Consider the following 21,705-nt stretch of genomic DNA (forward strand, 5'->3'; position numbering starts at 1 on the left):
GAAAAAAAACCCTGTACAACGCAGGACGGCTTTCGCCATTCTGTACGTCATACAGGGGTAAAACGGGATGTTACTGTTCCATTTGTTTGCCCAGGAAGCCAGCGGCTGTTTCAGCCATTTTGATCTCCATTTCGGACATTTTTACATTTTCGTCCTTGTTCAACAATACAACGGAACCAATGGGATCACCACCGGAAACAATGGGAGCCGCCACAAAGGACGAGAGTGTTTCTTCGTGGTCTCGCGTTAGCTCATAGGAGCCGCTGGCTGTCTCCAGCACAGTTTTGCGATTATCCATACTACCTTCGATAATGCTACCGATTGGCTTGTCCAGAAACTCTTTTTTAGAGCCTCCAGCCACCGTAATAATGGTGTCCCGATCGGTAATCATTGTAATATGGCCCGTGCTTTCAAACAGGGACTCAGCATATTCTTTGGCGAAATCACCAAGTTCACCAATAGGTGAATACTTTTTCAAAATGACTTCTCCGTCACGATCCACAAAAATCTCAAGCGGATCTCCTTCACGAATTCTCAAGGTGCGGCGAATTTCCTTTGGAATAACTACCCGCCCAAGGTCATCAATACGGCGAACTATACCAGTAGCTTTCATTTCACATGTTGCCCCACTTTCTCAAGAAGAATTTAGTAAACTACTGACGGTATCGAAAGACGCTTCCACTCCCCCAGAAGCGGTCACGAAGAACGTCACGGTCATGGTGTTTATGGTGATATCTGACCATAGTATTCATCTGTTCCCAATTCCTTATGCATGTTCAGTTATTTACCTTCGTTTGTAGCTCCATCTTTGGCTGTTCCTGCATTGGTATCGCCCGTACCGTTTGTTGCTGCGCCCGGTGTAGTTGTGCTACCAGCACCGGAAGTTGCACCGCTTTTCTCTTGCGTAGCTGGTACCTTCGGCAGATTGATTTTCAAATCAAGCTTCGTCAAATCATTTTCGGTAAAGTTTTGGATACTTTCCCCGGCCAATTTATTTTTCAGGGCAGCCTTTTCGTTGTCTTTCAATTTATCAAACGTTGGCTCATTGCGGGACTCCACTTTGATCACGTGATATCCGTATTCCGTTTCCACTGGCTCCCCGATTTTGTTAATCGGCTGAGTCTCAGCGGCCTCTTTAAATGCAGGTACCCATTGCGCTACGGATGCATTCTCATACAGGCCTCCGTTAGACGCAGAACCTGGGTCTTCTGAATACTTCTTGGCAATCGTCGCAAAATCCGCTCCTCCGTCCAGCTTCGCCTTCACTTCTTTGGCCAGCTTGAGGGTATCCTCTTTTTTGCGCTGTTTCTTCGTTTTAGGATCTTCGAAGTTAATTAATACATGACGCACGGTTGCTGTTGTGAATTGATCTTTATTTTTCTCAAATTCCTGTTTTAGCTGATCATCTGTTACTTTGTTGGTTTCGCTGTTGATTACCGTCATTACACGCGTGAAGTAATCTTTCACACCTTGTTCGGTCAGTTTTTTATCACTCAGAAATGTCTTGAACTTATCTTCTCCGACTGACTTTTTATACTGCTCCAGCTGTTCGTTCCCTTCTTTGGCACCCTGCTCCTTGGCTTTGTCGTCCGCTTTGGCCGCCAGAAGCTTGTACACCACTTCCTGCTTTACAATTTGCTCCCGTACCTGATCCGAAGCTAACGCAGCCTCATATTCCGGGTAAAGGAATTTCATCATGCTGATTTCTTGGTTGAACTCATTTTCGGTAATGGTTCCACCCTTATAGGTCACGACAACCTTGCTGTTGTCCTTCGGTTCATCCTTGACCTTGTTCTCATCCGCTTGCTTCGTACATGCTGCCAGCACGGATATAGCTAGCAGCGCTGCCATTCCCAAGGAGAGCATTCTCCAAGGTTTTCTTTTATTTAGTTGTGGCATTTTGCAGTTCCTCCTTCAATGTGAATGCTTCTTTCAATGCACTCAAAAATTGTTCCAGCAGTTCTAGCAACTGTGGATCATTTAGACCTTTGCCCTTTATGCGTGCGCTCATAGAAGTGCCCTGTTCAAATTGTACACGTCTTTCAAAGCGATTGCCAATCTCGGCAAGTTTAGCAGTCTGTACCGCCTGCTGACGCCCTTCATGGAATTTCAGCACTATATTGTCATCCCGTTGCACTATGGACTCGATGCCATACATGCGTCCATATACCTTGAGACGAGCCACGGCTAGCAAATGAAGCACAGCCTCTGGCAGATCGCCAAATCGGTCGACCAGTTCATCTTCCAGTTCAGAAGCCTCGTCAAAGGTGCTGACCGCTGCAACCTTTTTATAAATCTCAATCTTCTGGATGCTGTCATAAATATAGTCTCCCGGCAAGTAAGCATCGACGCCTAAATCAATCGACGTACTCCAATTCCGATTGGACTGATCCTCTTCTCCAAGTACGCTGACTTTACGTTTATTAATTTCCTCAGCTAGCATCTGCGAGTAAAGATCAAAACCGACGGATGCGATGAATCCATGCTGCTCAGCGCCAAGCAAGTTACCCGCTCCACGGATGGACAAATCGCGCATTGCAATCTTGAACCCGGAGCCCAGCTCCGTAAATTCTTTAATCGACTGAAGGCGCTTCTCTGCCACTTCCGTGAGCACCTTATCCCGCTGGTACGTGAAGTAAGCATAGGCAATCCGATTGGAACGACCTACACGCCCACGTAGCTGATAAAGCTGGGATAGCCCCATTTTATCGGCATCATGCACAATGAGTGTATTCACATTTGGAATATCCACACCGGTTTCGATTATGCTCGTGCTGACCAGTACATCATATTCGCCATCCAGGAAATCCAAAATAGTTTTCTCCAGTTCGGTTTCGGACATCTGTCCGTGACCCACGCCCACCTTGGCCTCCGGTACGAGCGCATTGATCTCTGCAGCCATCTCCTGAATGCCCTGCACGCGATTATACAGATAGTACACCTGCCCTCCGCGTGCCATCTCGCGTTCAATGGCCTCACGAACTAGAGTCTGGCTGTGCTCAACCACATAGGTTTGCACTGGAAAACGGTTTTCCGGTGGCGTCTCAATGACTGACAAGTCACGTACACCCAGCATGGACATATGCAACGTACGCGGAATAGGTGTTGCCGTTAACGTCAGCACATCTACGTTCGTTTTCAGCTTCTTCAGCTTTTCCTTATGGGTTACGCCAAATCGCTGTTCTTCATCGACAATCAGCATTCCCAAGTCCTTAAACACCAGATCCTGCGACAACAGACGATGGGTACCAATGACAATATCGACCGTGCCTTGCCGGACCCCTTTAATCGTCTCATTCTGCTCTTTGCGCGAGCGGAAACGGCTCAATACCTGAATATTGAACGGATACCCTGAAAAACGTTCACGGAACGTCTCATAGTGTTGTTGTGCCAAAATTGTCGTCGGTACCAGCACCGCTACTTGTTTACCTTCAATAGCAGACTTAAAAGCAGCACGAATAGCAACTTCAGTTTTGCCGTAACCTACATCACCGCATAGCAAACGATCCATCGGGCGACTCTGCTCCATGTCCTTCTTAATCTCTTCAATGGCCCGAATCTGGTCACGTGTCTCATCATACGGGAACATATCTTCAAACTCTTGTTGCTCAGGTGAATCCTTTTCAAAAGCAAACCCTGGTGCCGACTGTCGTTCTGCATATAGCTTGATCAAGTCATCCGCAATATCCTGAACCGAGCTGCGCACCTTACTTTTAACCCGTGTCCACTCATTGCCACCCAGTTTATAAATCTTGGGTTCCTTGTCCTCTGAGCCGACATATTTCTGAATCAGATCAATTTGTTCAATCGGCACAGACAGCTTATCTCCACCCGCATAGAGGACATGCATGTAATCCTTATGGATACCGCCAACCTCCAGCGTGCCGATCCCCATGTACTTCCCGATCCCGTGATTTTGGTGTACGACGTAGTCGCCCACCTTCAGCTCGCTATAGCTCTTAATCCGTTCTGCATTGTCCACATGCCGACCCTGCTTACGAGCTTTCCGCTGCTTCTGGGAAAACATTTCACCCTCGGTAATGACTGCCAGATGAATAGACGGCATTTCAAAACCGCTTTGCAGATTGCCTATAGCCATCGTCGGCTCATCAATACCGTAATCTTCAAGCACTCTGCGCATCCGGTCCAGACGTTCATCTCCACTCGCCAGCATCATAACCTGTGTGCCTGCTTTGCGCCAACGATCCATCTCCGCCTTGAGCACATTCATTTGGCCATGGAAATCCTGCATGCCTCGGCAGATGAAGTTCAAAATATTTTGTGGCTGGGTATGAGGAACCTGACGGAGGAAAATCGACAGAAACAACGTCTGAAATCTCCGGTTGTACAGCAGATTGTCCGCGTCATCTGACAGTTCTAGCTGCGGTAACGTTTTACCGTTTTGAAGCAAATGCAGATTCCATTCTGACTCATCTCGTTCCAGTTGCTTGGCTGTTTCCAGCATACGTGCCGGTTCATCAATAATCAGAATCGTATCTTCCGGCATATAGTCTGCTAGGGTTTTACGTTCAGGATACAGCAGGGAGATATATTTATAGATTTCGTCAAAATACACATGCTCTCGCAGCAACTCAATTTCACGATGGATCTCTTCTTTCAGATGCTGCTTAGCTTGACGATCCGTCATTTTGCCCAGTTGTTCCTCCAACAAAATAGCAGCGGCATCCGCCGCCTGGTCCATACGCTGGTTATTCGCAATAACTTCCTTACACGGTGTTACGGTAACGTCCTGAACCTTCTCCACCGAACGCTGATCTTGCGGATCAAACTTACGGATCGAATCAATTTCATCGTCAAACAGCTCCACACGATAACCCCAACGGGTTGTCATTGGATAAAAATCAATAATTCCTCCGCGTACGCTCATCTCTCCACGTGATTCCACACGCTCTACACGCTGGTAGCCCATCTCGACCATATGTAGCAAAAACGCTTCCAGCTGAATCGTTTCGCCTTCTTTCAGCTCAATACGAGCCTCACGCCATGTTTCCGGAATTGGCAGTAAACGTCGGACACCAGAAAACGGCACGACAACAATCCCACGAAAACCCTGGGCGCAGCGTATCAATACATCAATTCGTTGGGACAATGTCTCTGGACTGGATATTGCTGCTTCAGCAGCTACCAGCTCATTAGCAGGATACAATAAAACCTGATCAGGAGAAAGCGCTTCCTGTAAGTCATCTGCTATTTTTTGAGCGGCAAACATATTGTGCGTCATGACCATTAACGGTCGTCCGGTATCTTCGGCAAGCGCGGCCATCAGTACCTGTCGGGAAGAGCCTGATAAACCTGATATCAGTTGTTCCTTCATTCCTGATGATATACCTGCTGCAATGGATGCATAATCAGCATCCTTCGTAAAAGCCTGAATAAGTGCTTGTAACAAAAAAGGCACCCCTTTATGCTTATAAATAGTTACATGTAAACCGAAAAAGAAGCCTCAGCAATGCTGCCAAGGCTCCATAAGCGGAATTGCCGCTTCACCTCTCAAGCTGGTACATCCTACCAGTTGAATACCTGTTATTGGAGCGGATTAACGAGCAGACTCAGCTCAGGATTATTCTCCAATGCCTGACTGCAATGCTCGCAAATGACTTTGACGGTCACTTCACCACCCGAATTATACGCTATTATATCTCTACGTTCGGCAGGGGTCAAGGAATGGAAGCCCAACCTTTCTTCGGTTATTGCCGCGGAATCAATTCGTCCCAAGAAAGTTCGACAATGTCTGCATACATAATTAACAATCATGTAATGTATATGCCTCCTGAAAGTTTTCTATACCTTTCAGTATGTCCAACAATCTTCCATTTAAGCCCGTCTGCCTGCGTCTGAACTTACTTGTTGAATTCAGCCATCGTCCGTTCAAACGGATGACTCAAGCTATGCTCTAAGGCGTTGCACGTGTCCTCGATCATTCCGGCCAGTAATTCTTTTTCCTTCTTGGGAAAGGTACCCAGAACATAATCGACAATAGCATGTCCAGGTTCCGGGCGGGAAATGCCCATACGTATCCGATTGAAGGACTGCGTGCCGGTATGCTGAATGATCGATTTAATGCCGTTATGACCGCCTGCGCTACCTTGATAACGCAATCTTATTTTACCGACTTCAGTATCCAGATCATCGTACACGACAACCAGATCTTCCATATCGGCCTTATAGTAGTCCATATAAGCACGTAGAGACTCGCCTGATAGATTCATATAGGTCATTGGCTTAATCAGTACGGTTTTTACGCCACCAATGTGGCCTTCTCCAATCAACGCCTTGCATTTGCTTTGGTTAATCTGGATGTTATGACGTGAGGCAAGAGCATCCAATGCCATAAATCCGACATTATGTCTCGTTTTCTCGTATTGGGGACCGGGGTTGCCCAATCCTACAATCCACTTCATAACCTTGACACCCTCTTTCGCAGTCTGTATTTTTTGGTAAAATAGTTGTATTGAATAGGAAGGTGCGTGCCGGTATGCTCAATCAAGGTGATATCCTCTTATATGACAGCCATTTTCTATATCATTTAAAACATTCCGTTCCTGTCCAGATATATGACGGGAATGTACATATTCAGATTGGCATCGTTGCGCGTTTTAATGAGCATTTCGTCGAAATAGAGGACACACTATACAATCGTCAACGCTTCACATTCATATCTCGCCCAGGCTTTTAGCCTGACATGCTGATAGGGGTTACCTTTTCCATATGGAAAAGGCAACCCCTTTTTTAATGAGCCAGCGCTTATTCGATTTCAAACAGTTTGCTGATCGACAATTCTTCATGCACACGGATGATAGCTTCTCCCATTAATGGAGCCACAGACAACACCTTCAGCTTGCTTGTCGGATTCGGGTGAACGATCGGGATCGTATCCGTCACAACCACCTCTTTTAATGGCGAATTCTCCAGTCTTTCCATCGCAGGACCAGAAAGCACAGCATGTGTACAACATGCATACACATCTTTTACGCCGCCTTCTTTAAGCGCATTTGCCCCTAATACAATCGTTCCGGCTGTATCAATGATATCATCAATTAAAATAGCCGTTTTACCCTCAATGTTCCCGATGATGTTCATCACTTCACTGACATTTGGCTCTGGACGACGCTTATCAATAATAGCGAGCGGCGCACTCAGGAAGTCCGCCAGCTTACGCGCACGAACAACCCCGCCATGATCGGGTGAAACGACAATCGGGTTCTCAATTTGCTTGGAACGGAAATATTGGGCCAGAATTGGCGCTCCCAGCATATGGTCCACTGGAATATCAAAGAATCCCTGAATCTGCATCGCATGCAAATCCATGCTGATCACGCGGTGAGCTCCCGCTTTTTCAATCAAGTTAGCGACAAGTTTCGCTGTAATCGGATCGCGTGAACGAGCTTTACGATCCTGACGAGCGTAACCGTAATATGGCATAACGACATTGATACTTTTGGCAGAAGCGCGTTTAAGTGCATCAATCATAACCAATAACTCCATCAAGTTGTCGTTAACCGGCAGACAAGTTGACTGCACAATATACACATGGCAGCCGCGTACGCTTTCCGACAGCTTAACCTGGATTTCACCGTCACTAAACGATGTGGTATGGGATTCCCCCATTGGGATGCCGATGTAGTCCGCAATCTGGTGGGCTAACTTCGGATTGGAGTTACAAGTAAATATTTTGAGTTTGGAATCGCAATAAGTCATTAATAGAAACCCTCCGTGCTGGTTCATTCATTACAGATTCAACAGCTTGCTGATTAAGATCATTCCGATCTTTTCTTCTTCGCTTTGGCACGTGCGCGGATTTTGTCCGCATATCCGGCTTTGTTCTCTTGACGTGGTCTGGCAATGGCCAGATCGTTATCAGGGACAGCATGTGTTACAGTGGAGCCTGCTACAACATAAGCACCTTTTCCAATCTTAATCGGGGCGATCAGATTCACGTTGCTGCCAATAAAGGCATCGTCTTCAATTTCTGTAATAGATTTATTATATCCATCATAATTGACCGTTATTGCCCCGCAGCCAATATTTACGTTTGTACCCACCTTGGCATCACCGACATAGCTCAAATGAGACACCTTGGAATGATCTCCAATGGTCGCATTTTTCACCTCAACAAAATCACCAATTTTCACATGTTCGCCAAGCTTCGCGCCTGGACGCAGATAAGCAAACGGCCCCACAGATGTACTGCTTCCCACTTCCGCTTCGTTCAACACCGAATGTTTTACCGTTGCGCCTGAATGGATAATCGTATTCTGAATCTCAGCCTGTGGACCAATCACACAATCTTCTCCGATTTGTGTTTGACCATGCAGCCATGTGTTCGGGTACAGTACCGTATCGGAACCAATAACAACCTCGCTCCCGATATAGGTAGAAGACGGATCAATGACAGTGACACCATTCAGCATATGCTTGCGGACGATGCGCTCACGCATATAGCCCTCAGCTACCGACAAAGCGACTCTGTCGTTAACACCGATGGATTCAGACACATCATCTGTCAAATACGCTTCAACCTGCTCACCTTCACCATGCAAAATACCAATGACATCTGTCAGATAATATTCCTGCTGTGCATTGGTGTTCGTTACCTTGTCCAGCGCTGCAAACAGCTTGGCATTGTCAAAGCAGTACGTTCCCGTATTGATCTCCCGGACAGCATCTTCCTCAGGTGAACAATCTTTCTGTTCCACGATCTTGAGCACGGCCCCGGAAGCATCACGGATAACTCGTCCATATCCTTTCGGGTCGTCCAACTCAGCGGTCAGAATCGTCGCAGCCGCCCCACGGCTCTCGTGCAGTTGCACCAAGCCCTCTAGCGTTTCCGCTGTGATCAAAGGAGTATCCCCACAAATGACAATGGTTGTACCTTTTTCCTGACCGAGCAAGTCCTTGGCTTGCTTGACAGCATGGCCCGTTCCCAACTGCTCTGCCTGAAGCGCATATTCTGCCGACGGTCCCAAATAAGACTGTACCGCCTCTGCTCCATGACCCACGACGACTACACTTCGGGACACACCGATTTCACGAACCGTGTCGAGCACATGCCCGACCATCGGTTTTCCGCACACCGGATGCAGAACTTTATATAATTTGGATTTCATACGTTTTCCCTGCCCTGCGGCAAGAATGACTGCCAACCTTTCCAACAAGTCCAACCTCCTATCCTGAAAATAACAGTTACCCCTTGGCTAAAACGTTAATTCCCAGATCAGATTTTGCTTAACTTTTCACAATCCTCCTGAAAAATAACGGCGAACCTTTGGTTAATGGCTATTTTTTCAGGCCAGCTTGTGCTGGACATTCATCCCCGGGACGCATCGCTGCCTAGTCCCTGTCTTATGAAAAAGCCGCTTCGGCAGCCCGGATGGCTCCAAGTTGCCTTAAAACTGACTGTTAACTCACTAAAGAATATATCTCATTCCAGACAAAAAGAAAAGAGAGCCACAGTTAGTGGCTCTCTTTTTCTTTTGTACCCCAATCCTGCTTTAGGCGAATTAAGCGCCTTCTTCAATAGCAACTTCTTCATCCACAGCTGCACGTTCGTACTCAGTCAATACAGCAGCTTGGATCTTCTCACGGGTTCCTGAAGATATCGGGTGAGCGATATCGCGAAACTCTCCGTCTGGAGTTCGTTTGCTTGGCATAGCTACGAACATCCCGTTATTACCGTCGATAACTCGGATGTCATGAACAACAAACTCATTATCAATCGTAATGGATGCAATCGCCTTCATTCTTCCTTCTGAGTTCACTCGGCGGAGTCTAACATCCGTAATCTGCATGTGTGTTTCACCACCTTTTTCCAAATAGGACTTGGTGTATACATTCCACACAGCAGTTCGAAATCCTTCTTTTTTTCGGCAATTCGTATCCTAAATTCAGGTAATTTTTTTGAAAAGATTTCTTTTCGACATATTTAGGTATTTTATGATGGATTGTGACAATTTACTGCCCTGTTCACTCATCAAAATAATTGCCCAGCTTGACTGTAATTTGCTTGCTTCGAGAATCGACTGCGGTCAGATTCGCCAGTGAAATATAATCGTGCAGCAGGCGCTCTTCGTTCTCCACCTCGCCTGATTCTACCAGCACACCTACACCGGCCACCTCAGCATCGAACTCAGCCAACAAGTCGACCATCCCCTGAATCGTGCCACCGGCCTTCATAAAATCATCTACAATGAGCACACGCGATTTCTCACGCATTGCACGTCTGGATAAAGACATCGTATGCAGGCTCTTTTGTGATCCTGAAACATAATTAATACTTACAGCCGAGCCTTCTGTCACCTGATGATCACGCCGTACGAGAACGACTGGCAAATTCAGCTGTGCTCCGGTTGCATAGGCAAGTGGAATACCCTTGGTCTCCACCGTCATAACCACATCAATCTGACGATTGGCAAAAGCGGTCGCGAATATTTTACCAGCTTCGTTCATCATCGCAGGTTGGCCCAGCAAATCGGACAAATACAGGTATCCTCCTGGTAATATGCGGTCAGGCTGCTCCAGTTGTGCACACAGGTCGTTCGCAAACGCAAGCGCATGCTGCTTGGAAAGCCTTGGGATCAGTTTGACGCCCCCTGCCGCTCCCGCCAGCGTCAGAAGCTCGCCAGTGCCCTCATCCTCAAATACTTCCTTGATGATGGCCAGATCCTCGCTTATGGACGACTTAGCTGCCCCGTAGCGATCCGCAAAATGAGTAAGAGGCACCAGCGTATGCGGCCGTGACAACAAAAATTGCGTCATTTCCACCAATCGTGAGCTTCTTTTAAGTTTTTTCACAACAATTCCTCGCGATCTATTCTCCTGCCGCCCGCTTTGTACAGTAAAGCACCGGCGGACTGGCCGGTTGCTGGCGGAATGTAAGTGATATAGTAAAATCCGAATATTTAATAGTAAATATATCATCTTCGTACGTATTTGTACAACAATTACCACTATAATAAGAAAAAATTATCTAAAATCAGGTCAAAAGTCGTACTGCATACACATCTTTACAGAACCCTCTTAGTCCATTGTAAATCCGTGGCACTTTGGCTTCCTTCGATACCAGTCCGAACACCGTAGGTCCACTACCTGACATCAGCACACCGTCTGCTCCTAAGCGGATCATGGAGCTTTTAAGATGCTCTACCTCTGGATACAGCTTTAGTGTTACATCCTCCAGTACATTCCCCAGCGCGTTGCATACATCGGTAAAAGAAGCGTTACGGATCGCATGCTCCATCTGGCGGGCAGACGGGTGGTGCGTAATCTGATCTGCTTTGACACGACCATACACTTCAGCCGTCGACACATTAATCGGCGGCTTCGCAAGGATCACCCAGCATTGTGGCGGATTCGGAAGTGGCTTGAGCAGTTCTCCGCGTCCGCTCGCTAAAGCTGTACCCCCTGTAATACAGAAAGGTACATCTGAGCCCAGCTCAGCACCCAGCACCCTTAACTCTGCATCCGAGATGCCAAGCTTCCATAGCTTGTTCAGTCCACGCAGCGCTGCGGCAGCATCACTACTTCCACCTGCCAACCCTGCCGCCACTGGGATATGCTTATCCAGATGGATGTGGACGCCCGTAGACACGTTATAACGTTCTTTGATCAGACGCGCAGCCTGAAAAGCCAAGTTCTTTTCATCCAATGGTATGTACCCGGCTTGACTTGAAATAATAATGGTATCACGCGGTAACTCGGACATTGTCAATCGGTCAGACAGATCGACCATGGTCATAATCATTTCGACCTCGTGATAACCATCGTCCCGCTTACGTAGAACATCAAGCATTAAATTGATTTTCGCCGGTGCTTTTTCATATATTTTCAAGGCGTTCACCCACCTTCAACTTTTCCCTCAAGACAGCTTAACATATTATATCAGACTCAGCGTGTCAAGTCATGAGGTTCAAAAAAGCGGAGATGACCCGGTCTAATCCCGGATATCCCCGCTTTTCATCAGCACCACCGATGGCTACGATTTGCGGGAAGCTGCCTGCTCGGCAAGTTGGATAGCCCGCTTGACCATATTGCCCGCATCCTTGGCTTTAATGCCTCCCCAGCCTTCTTCCTTGACCGTGTCGTAAAATCCAAGATCTTTGGCCAGCTCGTACTTTAGCTCCTCCGACATGACACTCCGTCTTCTTCGGCTCATACATACGCCTCCTTCGGCAATGGAATAAGGAAGATCATTCCCGGCTTAGTATGTGCAGAGATGTCATGCTTCATCCTGCTCTGTATATACAAAACGGCCCCGTCATTTGAAATGACGAAGCCGTCGTTAAACCTGCGAAGCTGGTATAAATCACGAAATTAATTAAGGTGTTTCAAAATATTCGACTACACTTGTATGGGAGTCGGGATCATATACGCTGACTTCCACCGACTCGGTAAGAATGTCAGCATAGCTGTAGGAGACACGTTTAAACGTCTGTTGCTCCTGATCCAGCTTGACGATAAAAACAGAAGGGTACGTTTCTTCCAAGACACCAGTTCGTTCGACGGTCTTACGGCGTCCGCCGTTAGCCCGCAGCAAAATTTTTTGCCCTACATGTGCGTCGAGACTGCGTTTGATTTCCAACAGCGTATTTTTAGCCATTGCCTAACGACCACCTCTTTCCTTGTCCATTATAACGAATTTTAGAGGGATTGTCAAATCAAGCTAAATATTATAACAACACGAAAAATAAGTTGTCAATTTAATTTTTTGCGAACAGGAATAATTTATATAAAAAATGACAAAAAGCCTCTGAAAGCAGAGGCTTTTTGTTCAGATTAATCCTATTGGCACATTTGAATCCTAGATTGCGGAAGGCGTTACTTTAAGCGTAGACAAATTTTCAAGCTTCGGCAGGCCGATGCGATAGCTTCCCCTAGTTTCAATTCCACCCACTCCGCGGCTGCCACTGATTGTCTGGTGAAACAGGTCCCCCATGTTGACCGTATCACGGATCGAAGTAAAGGCCGCCTTGGCAGCCACGTAAACGGGGTCCAGCGCGTGAATCAGGATACGCCCTGGTGAGCTGGCAAAGTTCGCTCCCGCACGTAGCAACGCTTCAAAATGGGACTGGCACGCCCCCGCTACAATCGTCAGCGAATCCAGATGACGTTCATATTGTCTTGCTACCTGAATCGCCGCCACAAAATTTTGCGAATTTTTATAACTTTTCAAGCTGTACAAATCATAAGGCTGTGGCTGCTTCAGCACACCGTCATGTCCGGTAATGACCACGATATCCGGACGGATACGGGGAAGCAGTCGGTACAACGTGTCCGCCATTGCCGATTCGTGAACGTGATGTCCCTCTGCAGGAACACGGAGCTGTTCATATAAACTGAGACATTTTTTCAAATAGCCGGGATCTCCATCCAGATGAAGAACCTTTCCCGGCATTTCAAAATACGTTGACTCGACCGGATCACTCCAGTCCCCAACCAGAGCTGCCTGACTACGAGCAGCTTGCTGCTGGCGTGCCCGTTGCAACAGATTAAGAGACTCACCAGCCTTAATATGGGCCTGCTGAGTCTTACCGCTAATCTGGTCTGCAGGCACTCTGACCAGATCGTTCACTGGGGAATCGGCCAGCAGCCGAAATTCTATTCCCTTAATGATCGCTTTATCCCGCTGGATGTCCTCAACACGAAACGTGACATCTCCGCCGTACGATTTCCGAACGACCAAGTCTCCTAAACTCATCACACTGTATCACCCCTCCTATATCGTATGGGTGAATGCACAGTTTGGTTCCAGCTTAGGATATACCTGCCTCCAACAGCACAGCGCTGAGACGCGCAAATTCCTCAATACTTAGCGTTTCTCCTCGACGGGAGGGTTCAATACCAGCTTGTTGCAACAACGGCTCCAGCGTGTCCCTGTTCTCTTTGGTGAAGAAACGGCTTTTTAAGTTATTGGAAATGGTTTTACGACGCTGGGCAAAAGCAGCATGAACCACTTCAAAAAAATGCTTCTCATCCACCACTTCCACTGGAGGGGCTTCCCGTACACGCAACCGGATGACTGCAGACTCCACATTCGGCTGGGGAATAAATACTGTATTCGGCACAATACAGACTAATTCAGGTTCGCTGTAATATTGCACCGCAATGCTCAGGCTGCCGTAATCCTTCGTTCCAGGAGACGCAGCCATACGCTCAGCCACTTCTTTTTGGATCATAACGACGATATTCTCCAAAGGGAGCTTGTCCTCCAGCAGCCTCATCAGAATCGGTGTAGTAACGTAGTACGGCAGATTAGCCACGACACTTACTTTGCTCACGTCTGCAAAATCGGTTGCGAACACCTCGCGCAAATCCAGCTTCAACACATCTCCATGACGTACCTTCACATGCTCGTAAGGGGCCAACACTTCTTCGAGAATTGGCAGTAGCCGCTGGTCAATCTCGACAGCGGTAACTGCCTTGGCCGATTGGGCCAGCTTCTCGGTCAAAGCACCAATCCCAGGACCGATCTCAAGTGCGCCCTTCGTCTCATCCAATCCGGCAGCATTTACAATCTTATTGAGAATATTCTGATCAATCAGGAAATTTTGTCCCAAACTCTTTTTGAACGAAAAACCGTGCCGTTGAATAATGTCCTTCGTACGCCGCGGTGTTGCTATATCTTGAATCCCTGTCATACGGATATCACAATCCTTCACTTTCAATTTGTGCCAGCGCCCCGGCAAATTCCTCGCGGCTGATCTGAAATACAGAGAGCCGTTTATGTAGCTGCTTTCCGTTACAATAACCAATACCCAGCACATTCCCTAAGGCCATACGGCGTGCAGCAGCATTGGGGTGGGTGATGAGTCCAGCATCAATCAGGTCCGCCCACTCAATCAGCGGGTCGGCGCCTTCCACTGTCGTATGGACCCGTGCAAGAGCGTGTCTGATCGCTTCTGGTGAGGCATTCTCCACGCCAATATCTCCTTTACGCGTCGCTTCTGCCTCGGGTATAAAGGCCTGCTTGCAGCCGGGTACCTTGGAAGCGATAATCTTACGGATGCGCTCCCCTGCATGATCGGGATCGGTTAAAATGATGACCCCCCGCCGCTCCTGCGCCAATGCAATTTTACGCAGCGTCATTTTATTAATGGCTGAGCCGCCAGTTTCTATCGTATCCGCTTCAACAGCGCGGCGAATGGCCACCGTATCATCCCGGCCCTCTACCACGATCACTTCCTTGATCATTTGCGTTTCCCTCCACTGCTACACAGCAAGCTATATTTATCTTTCCCTGCTTTTGAAAACAAAATAAGAAGAGGATATCCTCTTCTTAGCATGGCATAACTATGTTGTTAATACTATCGCATTGCCCTCAACATACACAACCTGTTTTAGTTGATTTCAGGCTTTACCGGTCCGATAACATAAACGGTTTTACCGTGCTTACGACCAAATTGGTTGGCTCGGCTCAAACTCTCATAATACACATCGATTTTGTGGCCTTTAATCGCGCCACCGGTATCCTCCGCACGGCGGAAGCCCACCCCTTCGATATACACCCACCAGCCGATTGGAATTACACTCGGATCGACCGCGATGGTGCGTCCTTCCGTGACACGTGCGCCGGATGCAGTACGTGTACCGATACCTGGCTCCTGTGAGGAATACGCCGTCATGGAGACATTTTGTAAAACTTTGCTATATTTAAAATTGACGCCTGCTTTACGGACAGCACTGCCCGAACTAACCGTTGTTGCCTTAACGGCATCATTGGGACCGACGGAAGCAGCCAGAACGACCGGTTTTTTCTTCGTTCCTACTGCAATGACTTTATCCACACGGTTCTGTGCAACTTCCTTGTTAACCAGCTGTTTGGATACCAACTTTCCATCATGATATACCTTTTGAACGTGCTGGACGACCACACCCGATTTGCCGCTTTGAATGACCCGATTATCGCCTTTATAAAGACTCGGATCGGCCGTTTTGATGACCTGATAAGGCACCTGTTTTTTCTGTTCGACCTGCTGTTTCTTCACACGGACGATTTTTATGTCCATGTTAGACGAAACAGAGGCATCCAACGCAGGATAAACTTTATCCGTTGATGATAATTTATAGCCCGAGGTACGAATGGCACCTTCTACTGTATTTTCTGTTGTGTACAGCTTTTTCGTCTCATTGCCTGAAGATACTTTGACTTGATTGGCACGTTTAATGACTACGCGATCGCCATCCTGTATTGCTCCATTTAGCGGCATGGAAACTGTATCATGCGGCTGAAGTGAAATGGAATGCTCGCTCAGCAAATCTTGAAGCTTGGATTCCCGGGTTTCTACCGCAGACGCCTTGCCATCGATGACAAAAAAGACTTGTTTTTTAGATTGCGTGTACATCAGAATTGAAATCATAATCGTTAGCGCGATTAGAAAAATAGCAACCAAAGCAGCCTGGCGCACATTCTCTTGCTTCCAACGCAATACGTAAGACATGCTGGATGAGCGTGACTCATGGGTATCCTTTTTTTGGAAAATGCCCATTTCCTCCGTCCTCCTTACATAGCCCGCCGTCTGGAGTAAGACATAGTTGAGATTTGACGTGACTATAACAGATTTTCTACAAGACAAGCCCAAACTGCGACTGTCCTGCACCATGTACCCGTCTTCGCGGCATGCTGTCCTCCCCTGTTTAACCACAGTATGATGACAGATTTTCTTTTATTCACAACAAAAAAAGCCAGAGAAAGAGACTAGAGAGCTCTTTCGTGGCTTCCGGCATGTGTGAATATGCGGGAAAACTCATGCACGAGATGGCTTCTCTCTTGTTACGCTTACGGGGTTAGCTGTCGGGTTCGGACGTAGAGAGTCGCCCTAGCTTGGGTCAACCGCTCATGGCGGTCGCCTTCACATTCACCCCGAAGACCCAGAAAGAAATCGAAATACGGCTCCTCCACCTATTCAATCCCATCCGGGGAAAGAATTTCGGTCGAGCCGGCTGGCGGAAGAGACGTTCCCTTCTTGCACATATGCCGGACGTACTGTAAGCCATATCGGTTCCCCCGTTCCCTGTAAAAGGGACTCAGCGAGACTGGTTCATGAAATGACTTGTTGATGTTTACATTCAAACAACAATTCACTGAAAAGATGATATCCTGTTTCTATGCATGTTGTAAAGCAGGTTTCAAGTACATTTTTTAAAATATTCGGTTAAAATATTGTAATATTCTCGAGTTTCCTGCAACAAATTCATGATTAGCTTCGTCTATCTCTTTATTTTGATCGATTTCTTCACTTTTTCATTGAATGTCAAATCGTTCCAGGGCATTTTGGGTCGTTATTGACACTAATTCCTCCACTGTAATCCCTTTGATTTGGGCTGCAGCCTCTGCTACCAGTCTCACATGTGCAGACTCATTTCGCTTCCCACGAAACGGATGAGGCGTCAGATAGGGAGCATCAGTTTCAATGAGCAGACGGTCCAGCGGCACCTGTGCGAGCACCTCTTTTGGCTGCTTGGCATTTTTGAACGTTATTGGACCACCGAAGGAAAGGTGAAATCCCATATCCAGCACCATTTTGGCAGTTTCCCAGCTACCCGAAAAGGAGTGCATGACTCCGCCAATCTCACTCGCTTTTTCCTCGCGCAAAATCTTAACAATATCTTCATGTGCATCCCGGTTATGGATAACAATGGGCATTTTGAGCTCACGAGCCAGACCAATTTGATTTCGAAACACCCGATGCTGCACATCCTTCGGTGATGTATCCCAATAATAATCCAGACCGATCTCTCCGATGGCTACAACCTTTTTATGACTGCATAACGATGCAATCCATTCTAGATCGCCCTCCTGCATTGTAATAGCATCCTGCGGATGCCATCCAACTGCCGCATAAATAAAATCATACGTCTCGGCCAATTTCATAGTGGATGGAATGGTCTCACGATTAAATCCGATATTGATCATCCGTGTTACTCCTGATTCGACAGCACGTGCTATAACTTCTTCACGATCTTCGTCAAATTGTGGCGCATCCAAGTGAGTATGAGTGTCGAATAAATCCAAGGTTTACATCTCCTTTTTTTACTTACATTTCTATATAGTTGTCTATTCTTTGACAAAATAATTCCTTATTTCGGCAGGAAGCCTGTCTTTTACCGCGTTCAATTTATTCTGGGGAAAATACATATGATATTTTCCTCGGTGAATACCACTTATTGAGCGCACAATTTCCGAAACTTCGGATATTTCACTCACCTCGCCCTGACGTCCAAGCAGTAAAATCTGGTTGTCCGTCGAGCCACCCTGCCGAAACACATCATAAGGAAGATCTGTCGGAAAATCAATTTCAAAATCATATTCAGGGTGCAAACCAGCCTCTTTCAAAGCTTCTCTAATACTGTCAATGGTATCTGTATCCATATTTTCAATCTCTACATATTTATACAATCTACGGTCCATAAAACGGCTGCTCAAATCACTTAAAATCTCGTCCTTTTCTCGTTTCCACTGGCTAAATACGGTCTGGATTAATGACTCGTCGAGCATCAGATATTGCTCTACTGTAAGCTCTCCTTTCAACAGATCCGGCAGCGGGTCCAGCAGAAAACCAAACTCATATCCGTTTTTAAACAATTCCTTTGCTCGCTTGAAAATTTTACGTAAAAGGATTTCCGAGCTGCGTGTTACAGGATGAAAATAAATTTGCCAATACATCTGGTAGCGTGACATTAAATAATCTTCTACTGCATGCATGCCTGATTCCTTCACAACAATTCTCCCATTATGAGGACGTAGCAGTCGTAAAATACGATCCAAATCAATTGTGCCGTAGTTGACACCTGTCGAATGAGCATCCCGCAACAAATAATCCATACGGTCAGCATCTAGCGGACTGGTTACCAAGTTGACAACGATTGGCTTATCATACGTTTTGGCTATAACCGCAGCCACCTTTTGTGGAAGCTTGTCGTCGACTTGCCGTAGCACGGCGTTGATCTTCGTGTCTCCCAGTACAATGCGGCATGTCCAATCCTCATGGTTCATATGAAAGGCTTCCTCAATTGAATGAGAAAATGGGCCATGCCCCACATCATGCAATAGGGCCGCACACAGAGCAACCAGCCTTTCCTCCTTCGGCCAATCTGGGAAATCTCCACGTTCAAATTGAGAAATAATACGTCTCGTAATCTCATATACGCCCAATGAATGTGAAAAACGGCTATGCTCCGCTCCATGAAACGTAAGATACGATGTGCCTAACTGCCGTATGCGCCGTAAACGTTGGAACTCCGGCGTGTTGATCAACCGCCATATCACAGTATCCTGAACATGGATGTAATTATGTACCGGGTCTTTAAAAACTTTTTCTTCACTGAGTGGCTGGTGCAAGATATCAGCTCCTTTAATATTCGGAATAATGGATTAAAATACAATAAAATCCTAAATGTTTTCCCTCATTCGACATTCTTTGTCGTAATATGTCGAATTATAGTTTTTCGACATTTCCAAATCGACAAACTGAATAAATCATCAATAAGATAAGGCAATACACATGAGTAAAGGTCTTTAATCTAAATACTTTTGCATAATCAGACTGTTACTACATTTTTAAGGTTGACTGTTTTGGGAATCGTTGGTATAGTAAATATCAGAAAAGAGAAAATTTTGTCGAATCATGACACTTATATTATTTTAAACGGCGAGAGGAGCCTGATTTATTATGATGAAATCCACTGGTATTGTAAGAAAAGTTGACGAGCTCGGACGTGTTGTTATTCCAATCGAATTGCGTCGTACCCTGGGAATCGGAGAGAAAGACGCTTTGGAAATTTATGTTGATGGCGAACGCATCATGCTTAAAAAATACGAGCCTGCTTGTATCTTCTGCGGCAATGCTGAGAACGTAATTTACTTCAAAGGGAAAATTGTTTGCCAAGATTGCATTTCTGAAATCCCAACACCTGTGACAAACTGAGAATTTTAGTATATAATAGACTTATCAGATATTGTTAATTCTAACCTTTTTCATATATACTCCTTGTTGCCTTCCACGGTTTGAACCCAACCGTTGGAAGGCCCTTTTTTGTTTAGACAGATATTCATAAGAGTGCGTTGTAAACATCTCTCTTGGAGATTGAACGATCTGTGGCTGTACGCTTCATTGCATCCTTGCGTGTAAGTCCCTCTGCCTCGTAATGTGCGACGTGGGACTCCAAAGATAAGGACTGCCACCACGCCTGACGTTCCTGTTCCTCTTCCTCTTCGTCTTTTCCTTCAACCACCAGGCAATATTCACCAATCGGTGGATTTCCCTCTAGTCTAGCAAGGCATTGCTCCACGGTTCCCCGAACCCATTCCTCATGCAGCTTGGTCAGCTCACGCGCAAGCACCACTTTGCGTGAACCTAATGTTTCCTTCAACACCATCAATGTCTTCACAATGCGATGAGGCGATTCATAAAAAATAATTGTGCCGTGAGATACCTGAAACGATAGCAACAGCTTCTCTAGATCCTTTTTCTCCCGTGGTGGAAAGCCAGCGAAGGTGAACCTTTCTGTATCCAGTCCTGAGGCAATTAAAGCCGATAGTGCCGCATTTGCTCCTGGGATAGGAATGACGCTAATTTCCGCTTCCAGTGCCAGCTTGACCAGATCCGAACCAGGGTCAGAAATGGCCGGTAGACCTGCATCGCTAACCAGTGCCAAATTTTTTCCTTCTATTATATAACGTATCAGTTCAGGCCCACTGGCAGCCTTATTATGTTCATGATAACTGAAGAGCATATCCGGTGTAATTTCGAAATGGGTGAGCAGTTTGCGTGTCTGCCGCGTATCTTCGGCAGCGATAATACTACATGATTTTAAGGTGTTAATCGCCCTAAAGGTCATATCGTCCAGATTCCCAATGGGTGTTGCAACAAGATACAACTTTCCCCGTTCTTCTTCGCTGGTACTAAAGCTTTTTTGTACAGCTGCTTTCACACAGAATCCCCCTTGCTTACTTCTCCATAAATATCTCTTATTTCCTGAGTATAATTCCCATTTTCCTGATATACAATGAGCGGAGGCAACAGACGAACCTCTGGTTTGCCGTCACGTAATGCTTCAACCAGTACCATATTGGCTTCCATATGAACTCGTGGGTGTACAAAACGTATTCGTTTGGGTTCCAGACTATGATTACGCATTAAGGTTATAATCTCACCCAATCGCTGCGGGCGATGAACCATGGATACTTTTCCCCCATTACGGACAAGCCGGGTGGATGCCTGAATGACTTCTTCCAGTGTACAGTTCACTTCATGACGGGCAATTGCCTGGTGAGGATTCAGCTTGATATCGCTACCATTTAGCGGCATATAGGGGGGATTCACGGTAATCGCATCATAAACACCATGTCCCGTGATGTGAACCAGCTCACGTAGGTCCCCTTCCCGAATCTGAATTGCTGCTTCTAATCCATTCAAGCTGACACTGCGTCTAGCCATATCTGCCAAGCGTGGTTGAATCTCAATTCCTTCAATAGACGCTTTTGTTCGTGTCGTTAGCAACAGCGGGACAACCCCATTGCCAGTACACAGATCCAGGATCTTTCCACGCTGTGGAATACCAGCAAAACGTGCCAGCAAGACCGCGTCCATCGAGAAGCTGAATACTTCATCACTTTGGATAATGCGCAAATTATGTGAAAGTAAATCATCAATTCGTTCAGACTTCTTTTCATTTTCGTCCATAATGCTC

The 21,705-nt window shown here is 46.5% G+C and carries 22 protein-coding genes and 1 riboswitch; of the genes, 2 read left to right on the forward strand and 20 right to left on the reverse strand.

Going from position 1 to position 21,705, the window contains the following annotated elements:
* Nucleotides 1–70 precede the first annotated feature (70 nt).
* The 5 genes from spoVT to pth form a co-directional block, all read right to left on the reverse strand.
* Nucleotides 71–613 (reverse strand): stage V sporulation protein T, encoded by a 543-nt coding sequence (spoVT, locus tag MKX59_RS00215; RefSeq protein ID WP_023986438.1) that lies wholly within the window; start codon nt 611–613, stop codon nt 71–73.
* Between the two features lie 167 nt (nt 614–780).
* Nucleotides 781–1,899, reverse strand: coding sequence for a peptidylprolyl isomerase (locus MKX59_RS00220; protein WP_023986437.1), 1,119 nt, complete (start codon nt 1,897–1,899; stop codon nt 781–783).
* Nucleotides 1,883–5,410, reverse strand: coding sequence for a transcription-repair coupling factor (gene mfd, locus MKX59_RS00225; protein WP_076295904.1), 3,528 nt, complete (start codon nt 5,408–5,410; stop codon nt 1,883–1,885). Before mfd ends, MKX59_RS00220 begins: the two co-directional genes overlap by 17 nt.
* 134 nt (nt 5,411–5,544) lie before the next feature.
* Nucleotides 5,545–5,775 carry an anti-sigma-F factor Fin family protein gene (locus tag MKX59_RS00230; RefSeq protein WP_013308128.1) on the reverse strand — a complete coding sequence of 77 codons (231 nt, stop codon included), beginning with the start codon at nt 5,773–5,775 and terminating at the stop codon, nt 5,545–5,547.
* Nucleotides 5,776–5,861: 86 nt separating this feature from the next.
* Nucleotides 5,862–6,422: an aminoacyl-tRNA hydrolase gene (pth, locus tag MKX59_RS00235; protein WP_023986435.1), complete on the reverse strand. Its 561-nt coding sequence runs from the start codon at nt 6,420–6,422 to the stop codon at nt 5,862–5,864.
* A 74-nt stretch (nt 6,423–6,496) separates the two neighbouring features.
* Here pth and MKX59_RS00240 point away from each other — a divergent pair, with 74 nt between their 5' ends.
* Nucleotides 6,497–6,697: a hypothetical protein gene (locus MKX59_RS00240; protein WP_023986434.1), complete on the forward strand. Its 201-nt coding sequence runs from the start codon at nt 6,497–6,499 to the stop codon at nt 6,695–6,697.
* 68 nt (nt 6,698–6,765) lie between these two features.
* Here MKX59_RS00240 and MKX59_RS00245 read toward each other — a convergent pair whose 3' ends face one another.
* The 13 genes from MKX59_RS00245 to MKX59_RS00305 all read right to left on the reverse strand — a co-directional run bounded on the left by MKX59_RS00245 (nt 6,766) and on the right by MKX59_RS00305 (nt 19,354).
* Complete coding sequence (locus MKX59_RS00245) at nt 6,766–7,719, reverse strand: ribose-phosphate diphosphokinase (RefSeq protein WP_013308125.1); 954 nt, start codon at nt 7,717–7,719, stop codon at nt 6,766–6,768.
* A gap of 59 nt (nt 7,720–7,778) precedes the next feature.
* A complete protein-coding gene (gene glmU, locus MKX59_RS00250; RefSeq protein ID WP_080658680.1) occupies nt 7,779–9,176 on the reverse strand; it encodes a bifunctional UDP-N-acetylglucosamine diphosphorylase/glucosamine-1-phosphate N-acetyltransferase GlmU in 1,398 nt (465 codons plus the stop codon).
* A 345-nt stretch (nt 9,177–9,521) separates the two neighbouring features.
* Complete coding sequence (gene spoVG / locus MKX59_RS00255; protein WP_007428016.1) at nt 9,522–9,809, reverse strand: septation regulator SpoVG; 288 nt, start codon at nt 9,807–9,809, stop codon at nt 9,522–9,524.
* 175 nt (nt 9,810–9,984) lie between these two features.
* Nucleotides 9,985–10,812 (reverse strand): pur operon repressor, encoded by an 828-nt coding sequence (purR, locus tag MKX59_RS00260; protein ID WP_013308122.1) that lies wholly within the window; start codon nt 10,810–10,812, stop codon nt 9,985–9,987.
* A 181-nt stretch (nt 10,813–10,993) separates the two neighbouring features.
* Nucleotides 10,994–11,848: a 4-(cytidine 5'-diphospho)-2-C-methyl-D-erythritol kinase gene (ispE, locus tag MKX59_RS00265; RefSeq protein ID WP_013308121.1), complete on the reverse strand. Its 855-nt coding sequence runs from the start codon at nt 11,846–11,848 to the stop codon at nt 10,994–10,996.
* Nucleotides 11,849–11,992: 144 nt separating this feature from the next.
* The gene (locus MKX59_RS00270) at nt 11,993–12,172 is read right to left on the reverse strand and encodes a small, acid-soluble spore protein, alpha/beta type (RefSeq protein WP_007428013.1); all 180 of its coding nucleotides are present in this window, start codon (nt 12,170–12,172) and stop codon (nt 11,993–11,995) included.
* A gap of 162 nt (nt 12,173–12,334) precedes the next feature.
* The gene (veg, locus tag MKX59_RS00275) at nt 12,335–12,616 is read right to left on the reverse strand and encodes a biofilm formation stimulator Veg (RefSeq protein ID WP_013308120.1); all 282 of its coding nucleotides are present in this window, start codon (nt 12,614–12,616) and stop codon (nt 12,335–12,337) included.
* A 201-nt stretch (nt 12,617–12,817) separates the two neighbouring features.
* Complete coding sequence (gene yabG, locus MKX59_RS00280) at nt 12,818–13,714, reverse strand: sporulation peptidase YabG (protein WP_023986432.1); 897 nt, start codon at nt 13,712–13,714, stop codon at nt 12,818–12,820.
* A 55-nt stretch (nt 13,715–13,769) separates the two neighbouring features.
* Entirely contained in the window at nt 13,770–14,654 is an 885-nt protein-coding gene (rsmA, locus tag MKX59_RS00285; RefSeq protein ID WP_023986431.1) for a 16S rRNA (adenine(1518)-N(6)/adenine(1519)-N(6))-dimethyltransferase RsmA, read from the reverse strand.
* Between the two features lie 7 nt (nt 14,655–14,661).
* A complete protein-coding gene (gene rnmV / locus MKX59_RS00290) occupies nt 14,662–15,207 on the reverse strand; it encodes a ribonuclease M5 (protein ID WP_013308117.1) in 546 nt (181 codons plus the stop codon).
* A 146-nt stretch (nt 15,208–15,353) separates the two neighbouring features.
* Nucleotides 15,354–16,502 (reverse strand): 3D domain-containing protein, encoded by a 1,149-nt coding sequence (locus MKX59_RS00295; protein ID WP_023986430.1) that lies wholly within the window; start codon nt 16,500–16,502, stop codon nt 15,354–15,356.
* A gap of 271 nt (nt 16,503–16,773) precedes the next feature.
* A riboswitch (cyclic di-AMP (ydaO/yuaA leader) is annotated at nt 16,774–17,056 on the reverse strand.
* A gap of 201 nt (nt 17,057–17,257) precedes the next feature.
* Entirely contained in the window at nt 17,258–18,028 is a 771-nt protein-coding gene (locus MKX59_RS00300; RefSeq protein WP_023986429.1) for a TatD family hydrolase, read from the reverse strand.
* Nucleotides 18,029–18,070: 42 nt separating this feature from the next.
* Nucleotides 18,071–19,354 carry an HD domain-containing protein gene (locus MKX59_RS00305; protein ID WP_023986428.1) on the reverse strand — a complete coding sequence of 428 codons (1,284 nt, stop codon included), beginning with the start codon at nt 19,352–19,354 and terminating at the stop codon, nt 18,071–18,073.
* 331 nt (nt 19,355–19,685) lie between these two features.
* Here MKX59_RS00305 and MKX59_RS00310 point away from each other — a divergent pair, with 331 nt between their 5' ends.
* Nucleotides 19,686–19,940 carry an AbrB/MazE/SpoVT family DNA-binding domain-containing protein gene (locus tag MKX59_RS00310; RefSeq protein ID WP_007428005.1) on the forward strand — a complete coding sequence of 85 codons (255 nt, stop codon included), beginning with the start codon at nt 19,686–19,688 and terminating at the stop codon, nt 19,938–19,940.
* A 124-nt stretch (nt 19,941–20,064) separates the two neighbouring features.
* On the opposite strand, the gene rsmI is transcribed toward MKX59_RS00310, so the two are convergent.
* Nucleotides 20,065–20,946 (reverse strand): 16S rRNA (cytidine(1402)-2'-O)-methyltransferase, encoded by an 882-nt coding sequence (gene rsmI / locus MKX59_RS00315; RefSeq protein WP_023986427.1) that lies wholly within the window; start codon nt 20,944–20,946, stop codon nt 20,065–20,067.
* The gene (locus tag MKX59_RS00320; RefSeq protein ID WP_023986426.1) at nt 20,943–21,698 is read right to left on the reverse strand and encodes a tRNA1(Val) (adenine(37)-N6)-methyltransferase; all 756 of its coding nucleotides are present in this window, start codon (nt 21,696–21,698) and stop codon (nt 20,943–20,945) included. Before MKX59_RS00320 ends, rsmI begins: the two co-directional genes overlap by 4 nt.
* Between the last annotated feature and the right edge of the window lie 7 nt (nt 21,699–21,705).

It is taken from the genome of Paenibacillus sp. FSL R7-0340 (assembly GCF_038002205.1).
Taxonomy (GTDB): domain Bacteria; phylum Bacillota; class Bacilli; order Paenibacillales; family Paenibacillaceae; genus Paenibacillus; species Paenibacillus polymyxa_B.